Annotated in this window: 7 protein-coding genes; 1 reads left to right on the forward strand and 6 read right to left on the reverse strand. The window is 48.3% G+C overall.

All coding sequences use genetic code 11. The features are described 5' to 3' along the window. Positions 1-309, reverse strand: a 309-nt coding sequence (locus tag ACR0P9_RS04630) for a Gfo/Idh/MocA family oxidoreductase (protein ID WP_432617780.1), incomplete at its 3' end; no start/stop codon positions are given. Positions 310-917: 608 nt separating this feature from the next. On the opposite strand from ACR0P9_RS04630, the gene ACR0P9_RS04635 reads away from it, so the two are divergent. Further along, positions 918-1,781, forward strand: coding sequence for an AraC family transcriptional regulator (locus ACR0P9_RS04635; RefSeq protein ID WP_432617782.1), 864 nt, complete (start codon positions 918-920; stop codon positions 1,779-1,781). A 126-nt stretch (positions 1,782-1,907) separates the two neighbouring features. On the opposite strand, the gene ACR0P9_RS04640 is transcribed toward ACR0P9_RS04635, so the two are convergent. From ACR0P9_RS04640 to ACR0P9_RS04660, 5 genes are read right to left on the reverse strand one after another with little or no spacing between them, the layout of a single operon-like run. Continuing rightward, on the reverse strand, positions 1,908-2,882 hold the full coding sequence (locus ACR0P9_RS04640) for a transketolase family protein (RefSeq protein ID WP_432617784.1): 975 nt from the start codon (positions 2,880-2,882) through the stop codon (positions 1,908-1,910). A gap of 14 nt (positions 2,883-2,896) precedes the next feature. Then, positions 2,897-3,748, reverse strand: coding sequence for a transketolase (locus tag ACR0P9_RS04645; RefSeq protein ID WP_432617786.1), 852 nt, complete (start codon positions 3,746-3,748; stop codon positions 2,897-2,899). A gap of 25 nt (positions 3,749-3,773) precedes the next feature. Continuing rightward, complete coding sequence (locus tag ACR0P9_RS04650) at positions 3,774-4,781, reverse strand: Gfo/Idh/MocA family oxidoreductase (RefSeq protein ID WP_432617788.1); 1,008 nt, start codon at positions 4,779-4,781, stop codon at positions 3,774-3,776. A gap of 11 nt (positions 4,782-4,792) precedes the next feature. Next, positions 4,793-6,238: a 4-hydroxyphenylacetate 3-hydroxylase family protein gene (locus ACR0P9_RS04655; protein WP_432617790.1), complete on the reverse strand. Its 1,446-nt coding sequence runs from the start codon at positions 6,236-6,238 to the stop codon at positions 4,793-4,795. A gap of 42 nt (positions 6,239-6,280) precedes the next feature. Continuing rightward, positions 6,281-7,588 carry an acetyl-CoA hydrolase/transferase family protein gene (locus ACR0P9_RS04660; protein ID WP_432617792.1) on the reverse strand — a complete coding sequence of 436 codons (1,308 nt, stop codon included), beginning with the start codon at positions 7,586-7,588 and terminating at the stop codon, positions 6,281-6,283. Between the last annotated feature and the right edge of the window lie 472 nt (positions 7,589-8,060).

The raw sequence follows: 8,060 nt of genomic DNA on the forward strand, positions 1-8,060 counted from the left end.
CTTGGTGTCAATCGGCTTCTCGCAGAATACATGCTTGCCAGCCTTTGCAGCGCGGATGATAAACTCAGCGTGTGTGCTGGTGGAAGAGCAAATAAATACCGCTTCGATAGACGGATCAGAGAAAATCTTTTCCGGATCATCGTAGCATTTTTCAATACCCATATCTGCTGCCCATGCACGGGTTGCATCGTTCATAAACGGATCTGCTACAGCATACAGCTCTGCTTCCGGAACGGAATGAGCCAGATTTTCACCATGCAGCTTGCCAATACGGCCTGCACCCAGAAGACCAATGCGTACCTTTTTCATAAGAAATCTCTCCTTCTCTTGTGGCTCTGTCGTCTATGCAGACGATAGATTTTTTGTCAAGCTATCGAAAAGAATATATTGCAAAATGCAATTTTATATTTTTCGTTTCGCCTGTTCTTTACTATGCTTTTATTATACGAGATTTTCAAAAAAATCGTTATCGGATTATTGTGCGAAAAGGCGGCGTATTTTCGAGATTTTCCAGACTTTTCTCATTTTTATTACAGATTATTGCGATTCCTTTTTGCACACTTCAAACAGACAAGAAATTTTCCGAACTTTTTTGTGCAATTTCTCGCTATTTTTACAGATACAGAGCAAAAAATCACTATTTAACCATGATTTTCCAAAAATTCGACCATTTATTTTTTTGTCAACTTGACTCATCTCGTGTCTTCGCAACAAGAATCTGATAATTCCCATCTCGTGCAGGATGTACATCCGTCTTATTTTCCTGATTTATACTTGTTTTTTCGCAAAAACCCAAAATATTCAGCATATTTTTTACTATTTTATTCAATATACAAGCAGGCATTTTCGCAAGATGTTGAAAGTTCTTCTAAACAGTCCGTGGTATACTATATAAAACGAGAGAAAGGAGTTGCGCTATGAATTCAGCTCATTTTTTATCTACCCATTTGCACAGTGATAAAATTCCGCAGTTTTGCGGCAGTCACTTGATTACAGAAGAACACAGCTGCAAGCACGCTGTGCTTCCCCATACACATGAAAATTTTCTCGAACTCTATTACGTATACAGCGGCGAAGGCCGATACATGGTCAACAACCGGTTTTACGATGTCAAAGCGGGAGACATTGTCATCTGCAACGCTGGCGTTCTGCACGGAGAAGATCCGAACGAATCGCGACGCAGCAAATCATATAGTGTTGCAATTTCCAATGTTTCGTTTTTAGGTCTTCCTGAAAATCAATTGTGCGATGCAGAGACAGAGCCGGTATTATCCTGCGGTATGCTGACACCGCAAATCGGTGAAATTTTCCATTTAATTTATCTCTTGTCCTACGATAAAAAGAATTTATATGAGACCTGCAACAGCTTAGCGCTTTCCCTTCTTCTATTGACGTATGAGATGCTGCTCAGCCGCAGCCGCCACGCGGCCATTCGTCCGCGTTCGTCCGCTTCTGCTACCGCTGACCGCATCCAGCAATATTTAGATTCTCACTATCGAGAGCCGATTACCTTAACGATTGTGAGCAAATCGCTGCACATCAATCCATATTATTTATCTCATGTATTTAAAAATGAATTTGATGTGCCGCCCATGCAATACGTAATGAAACGCAGAATCGGAGAGGCACAAACGCTCCTCGCAGACAGCAGTGCTTCTATCGGTGACATTGCAGATTACTTGGGATTCAGCAGCATTTGTCATTTGAATACCATGTTTAACAAATACGTAGGGATGCCACCCGGAAAATATCGGCAGTCCCGCAAAACCATGCAGGAATAAATAAAAAAACGCTGTCCATTCAAGCAGGTGGACAGCATTTTTTCATGCCAAAAGAAGAGAGACAGAATGCAGGCAGTGTCAATTGAGACACTGCCTGCAAACCGATTAAGAATGTATAGGAAATATTCAGAGAGACGCTTTTCGTGCAATCGCCTTTTCAGCTGCTGCAACAATATCTGCTGCCAGCAGATGATACTGTTCCATCAGATAGTCCTGTGGACCTACCTGACCAAACTGTTCCTGAATGCCGATTCGCTCCAGCGGAACCAAGCACTGATCGGTCAGTACATTGGACACAGCGGAACCCAATCCGCAGGAAACCTGATGATTTTCAGCCGTTACAATCGCACCGGTTTCCTTTGCCGCCTTGAGAATCAGCTCTACATCCAGCGGCTTCCACGTGTGCATATCAATGACACGAGCAGAAACGCCCTTTGCAGCGAGCTGCTCTTCCGCCTTGAGTGCCTCATCAACCAGAATGCCCGATGCAATAATGGTAACGTCGGTACCATCTCTCAAGGTGACACCCTTGCCAATTTCAAAATCTGAGCCGTCTGCATACACTGTGGTAAAGCCCTTGCGAATCAAACGCATGTAGCTCAGACCCGGAACCTTTGCCAGCTGCTTGGTCAGTGCATAGGTCTGTGCATAATCGCAGGAATCAATGACAATAGAATCCGGCACGGACATGTACAGTGCACAGTCCTCAAACGGCATATGTGTTGCGCCATTGAATGCGGCGCAGACACCAGGGTCAGAACCGATAACGTGTACCGGCAGCTTGGAATAACCAGCAGCCAAAAACGCCTGATCGAACATGCGGCGTGCAGCAAAGCATCCGAACGAGTGAATAAACACATCCAGACCGGTAGCAGCCATGCCAGCAGCTACGCCCATGGCATTCTGTTCGGCAATACCGGCATTAAACGTCTGTCCTGGAAAGGCTTTCAGCAACTTTCCGGTATTGATGCAGCCCATCAGGTCGCAGTCAATATGGATGAGATCTTTATTTGTTTCCATCATTTCCAGCATAGCAGAAACATAACCATCGCGGTTTGCGCGGCTGTCCTTTTCATGCTTTCCAATCAAAGTATAGCTCATTGGTTCGTTCCTCCTTACTGTTCTGCCCGAATGGCAGCAAGCTGTGCTTCCGATGCGGCAATTGCTTCATCCCACTGTTCCTTTGTCGGCTGGGAAGAATGTGCGCCGGACGGCTCTGCAAAGGTTGCGCCCTTGCCCTTGACGGTATTGAGAATCAAGCAGGTCGGCTGTCCCTTTACCGTATATGCTTCTGCAATGGCATCGGAAATCTGTTCTACATCGTTGCCGTCCTGCACATCAATGACATGCCAGCCAAACGCATCAAATTTTGCGCCGATACCCTTGCCATGGCTCATGACATCCGCTACAGCACCATCCAGCTGACGCTTGTTGTTATCGACAAGGCAAACCAGATTGTCCAGCTTGTAGTGTGCCGCAAACTGTGCTGCCTCCCAGATCTCGCCTTCATCGCATTCACCGTCACCGACAGCGACAAACACATGATTGGTGCGTCCCTTTACCTTGCTGCCCAGTGCTGCGCCGACAGCTTCACTCATGCCCTGACCCAGAGAGCCGGTCGTCAGATCCACGCCAATCGTCTTGCGGCGATCCGTGTGAGACGGAAAATCTGTACCCGGCTGGTTCAGCGTGTATGCGGATTCCATCGGATAATATCCCTTGAGTCCGAGCGTCGCGTACATAACCGGGCCGCCATGTCCCTTGGACAGTACAAACCAATCGCGGTCATCCCAACGCGGATTTTTCGGGTCAATCTTCATCACATCGCCGTACAGCACAGCCATAGCATCTGCCATAGACATCGAGCCGCCGACATGGCCAAAGCCGCGCGAACCGATGATCTTTAAGGTTTCCAGACGAATTTCCGCTGCAAACACACGCAGATCATGCAATTTTTGCTTGTTCATAGTGTTCTCCTGTCTTTGTCTTGAATTATTTGTCCAACTGTTCCTCATAAGCTTCGAGAATCATCTCTGCCAGCTTGACGGCACCCGTGCAGTCTGCCGCTGTAGCACTCTGCGATTGTTCTCCCGCCTGTACTTCATTGACAAACTGCTGCAGTTCCTGATAGTACGCTTCGCCCCAGCGGTCAAGATAATGGTCAATGCATTCATGCACTTCTCCCTGACCGGTGAACTGCGTCACTCGCGCTCTGCGCGGCGATTCACAGATGCGAAGAGTACCCTTTGTGCCGATAATTTCGCTCTCTACATGAGATCCGTGCGGCGCGGTGCGTCCGCAATAGAAAAAGGCTGCCGCGTTGTTGTCGAACTTGACGAGGGAAAATCCATTGTCTACATCATGATTCTTTGCAAAGCCATCAAATACATAGGCACCGCCGCAGGCAAATGCCTGTTTGGGTTCTGCGCCAAGCAGCCAGCGTGCCAAGTCATAATCATGCACGCCCATATCGACAAACCACTTGCCGTTGGCCTCTGCCCGCGCCACTTGCGCTTCACCCTGCCAGATTGGGTCTAAGCTGTAGCCGCGGAAGAAGATCGGTGCGCCAATCTCCCCTGCTTCAATTCGGCGTTTGGCATCTGCATACGATGCGTCAAACCGCCGCATAAATCCAACTGCAAATATTTTCCCGTTCTGTGCTGCCAAGCGTTCGATTTCTGCACATTCTGCCGCATTCATTCCTGTCGGCTTTTCAATAAAGATGTGCAGACCCTTCTCGACTGCCATGCGAACATGCTCCAAATGTACATTGGTTGGCGAAATAATCGCCACTGCATCCAACTGTGCTTTGTCCAGCATTTCTGCAAAATCCGTATAGGTTTCCGGTGTTTCCCAATCGCGCCGCACTTCATCCAGCTTGGACTGGGTGCGTGTGCACACAGCTACCAGCTGTGCATTCGGAATCCGGTACATCAAATTTTCTGCGTGAACCTTACCCAGCGATCCAAGACCGACCAAACCAACGCGAACCTTTTTCATATCTATCTCCTTTAGTCGATGCGAGCGATAGCCTTTGCCAGCTTCTTCTTCATCTCGATGTTGCCCTGACGAGCAATCATGATGCGCTGAGCCTGCGGAGAACCTGCGCCGTGCATGGACTCCGGCAGATAACCGACAGCTGCGGTACCCATCGTCATGTTTTCAATCAGGCGCAGTACACGCATACGATCTTCCGTCGGAACAGAAGCAACACCCTTCAGATACTTTTCGATGTAATCATGCGTCTCCGGATTGCGATAATCTGCCTCAGACGGCTGGGTTACCATCAAACCGCCAGCCAGATCCTGTGCCAGACGCGCAATATCATACGGGAAGCGGGTGACATTCTGCTTGCAGACGTTGGCCAGCAGCAAATCAATCAGATAGTTGCCAGACTTGGTTGGTGCACCCTGAGAGGAACATGCAATACCACAAGCATACAGAGTTTCGTTCAGATGCGTCATCTCGATGATCTTGTCCTTGACATGAGATGCCTTTGCGCAGCCTGCCATTTCAACTGCCAGCTGGGTAGCACCGATAAGTACATCGCCTACGCCAACCTTGCAGCCGCCGTAAGACTGACGATGATAGCCAGCGAAACGCTCTACCATCATGCCAGCGAATGCGGTTTCGCCGTTCAGGAAAATCATATCATTCGGAATAAATACACGGTCAAAAATAACCAGTACTTCATGTCCGCCATACTGCTTGTTGCCGACATCAATGTCATTGTATTCTTCGGTCTTACGGGTATCGCAGGACTGACGGCCCAGAATCAGCGTGATGCCTTCCGCATCTGTCGGGCAAGCAAACGAAACAGCATAATCTTCGTCGCCCTCACGCATCGAAATGGTCGGCATAACCAGAACATAGTGGCTGTTCAGATAACCGGTCTGATGTGCCTTTGCACCGGTAACATAAATACCGTCTGCTGTGCGCTCCACTACATGCAGGAACAGATCCGGATCAGCCTGCTTAGACGGAGACAGACCGCGGTCGCCTTTGACATCGGTCATCGCGCCGTCTACTGCCAAGTCTTCATCCTGAACCATCGTCCAGAACTTCTTAAAGTTCTCGTGATACTTGGTGCCACATGCTTCGTCGGTCTCATAGGTAGTAGAGTAAACAGCATTTGCTGCGTCCATACCTACACAGCGCTGGAAGCAAGCTGCCGTCTTCTGGCCAAGCAGACGCTGCATCTTTACCTTCTTAATCAGATCATCCGTAGACTGATGCAGATGGGTAAAGCGGTTTACCTTCTTACCGGTCAGATTAGAAGTTGCTGTCATCAAATCTTCGTACTGCGGATCTTCTGCCAGCTCATAGGTTGCTGCAAACGAATTCAGGGACGGACGAACAATCGGATCGTCTACCACATTTTCTACTCGCTTGCCGAAGCGGTACAGCTTCAGATGCAACTTGCGCAGAGATTCGATGTACTGTTCTTTGGTCATCATAATAAATTCCTTCTTTCTGCTCTTTACTATCGTATTTATGTTTTACACTTCCAGCGTTTCGCCGAAGCGCTTTGCATACTCTTCTGCCAGCTCTGCCCGGAACTTTGGATGAGCAATAGCAATCAGGCGTCTTGCACGTTCACGCAGTGTCTGTCCGCGCAGCTGTGCCACACCATATTCCGTTACGATATAGTTGACGTCACAGCGGCTTGTCGTAACCGGGCCGCCAGTGGTAATGGTCGTGACAATCTTAGATTCCGACTCGTCCTTTGTTGTGGAATGCAGGGCAATAATCGAACGGCCGCCTTTAGACAGGTTTGCGCCGCGCACAAAGTCCATCTGACCACCAATACCGGAAATCTGCCGCAGACCAATCGCTTCTGCACATACCTGACCCTGCAAGTCAACCTGTACGCAGGAGTTGATGGAAACCACGTTATCATTCTGCGAAATAATCGCCGGATTATTGCAGACATCAACCGGCATCATCTGAATCATCGGATTGTTGTTGACAAAATCATACAGCTTGCGAGAACCCATCAAGAAGGTAACACAGGCACGGCCGACATCGCGCTGCTTACACGAGCCATTGATCACGCCCTTTTCAAACAGCGGCAGTACGCCATCCGAGAACATCTCCGAGTGCAGACCCAGATTTTTCTTATCACCGAGGAAGGAACAAACCGCATCCGGCACGGCGCCGATACCAAGCTGGAGACAGTCGCCATCATGAACCAAGTCCGCAATATACTTGCCGATCTTCTTGTCCTCTTCCGTGATGCGCGGCGGCTTTGCCTCCGGCAGCGGCTCCCAAGACAGCAGGAAACCATCAATATCTGTGACATGAATAAAGCTCTCGCCAAAGGTTCGCGGCATATTTGGATTGACTTCTGCAATCACGGTCTTGGCGGACTTGGCAGCCTGCCAGCCGTAATCGCAAGACAAACCGATGGAAACATATCCGCGCTCATCCGGAGGCGAACAAGTAAATGCGAATACATCTACCGGCAATTCACCATTGCGGAACATATGCGGGACATCGGAAAAGAATGCCGGTGTATAATCTGCACGGTTTTCTGCAATCGCCTTACGAGCCGGACCGCCGACAAACAGTGCATTATGGCGAAAATGCTCTTCCATACCCGGCTGTAAATACTCACCGGAGCCGAGGTATACCATGTGAGCAACCTCTACGTTGTGGAACTTCTCTGCCATCTGCGCCATCGTGCGCTGGAAGATAATCGGCTCACCCACGGCATGACCAAATACCACGCGGTCGCCATCCTGAATAACGGATACAGCATCTTCCGGTTTCATCGTATGTTCTTTATAATACGTTCTCCAATCCATGCTTGATCTCTCCTTATTTTTACTGTATTTCCTGTTTTGTTTTTACCATTTCATTGGTTTTAGTCTATCATTTTAGCCAATTTTTTTCTTTCAATTTCTTGTTTTTTCATATTTCACACAAATGAACAGGTATTTTTATAGATCCTTGCTTTTCTTTTTCTCCATTTTCATGCCAGCCATTTAAATTTTTACGTATTCTTGCTTCGGCGCAGCGCATCGGCATCGCAAAAAAATCATCGTATTTCTCTTACATCCTGCGAAAGCCAATTTTTGCACGCCAAAAAGCCGCTGCTTTGCGCAAAGCAGCGGCTTTCCTTGTCCATATTTGTCCGTTTATAGTGGAAAAGAAAGAGCCAATGTTTCAAATTCCCGCAGTGCCTGCTGCTGGTCGATACTCTCCTCAGAGGTAAACCATCGGCGCAGCAGTGCTACAATGCCGCCGGAATAGAACGTTGCAATCACAGAAAAAGAC

The organism is Butyricicoccus sp., assembly GCF_050872565.1.
In the GTDB taxonomy this organism is placed as follows: domain Bacteria; phylum Bacillota; class Clostridia; order Oscillospirales; family Butyricicoccaceae; genus Butyricicoccus_A.

Coding starts and splice junctions, on each gene's coding strand:
- ACR0P9_RS04635 (WP_432617782.1), top strand. CDS start 918: ATGAATTCAGCTCATTTTTTATCTACCCATTTGCACAGTGATAAAATT.
- ACR0P9_RS04650 (WP_432617788.1), bottom strand. CDS start 4,781: ATGAAAAAGGTTCGCGTTGGTTTGGTCGGTCTTGGATCGCTGGGTAAG.
- ACR0P9_RS04645 (WP_432617786.1), bottom strand. CDS start 3,748: ATGAACAAGCAAAAATTGCATGATCTGCGTGTGTTTGCAGCGGAAATT.
- ACR0P9_RS04640 (WP_432617784.1), bottom strand. CDS start 2,882: ATGAGCTATACTTTGATTGGAAAGCATGAAAAGGACAGCCGCGCAAAC.
- ACR0P9_RS04655 (WP_432617790.1), bottom strand. CDS start 6,238: ATGATGACCAAAGAACAGTACATCGAATCTCTGCGCAAGTTGCATCTG.
- ACR0P9_RS04660 (WP_432617792.1), bottom strand. CDS start 7,588: ATGGATTGGAGAACGTATTATAAAGAACATACGATGAAACCGGAAGAT.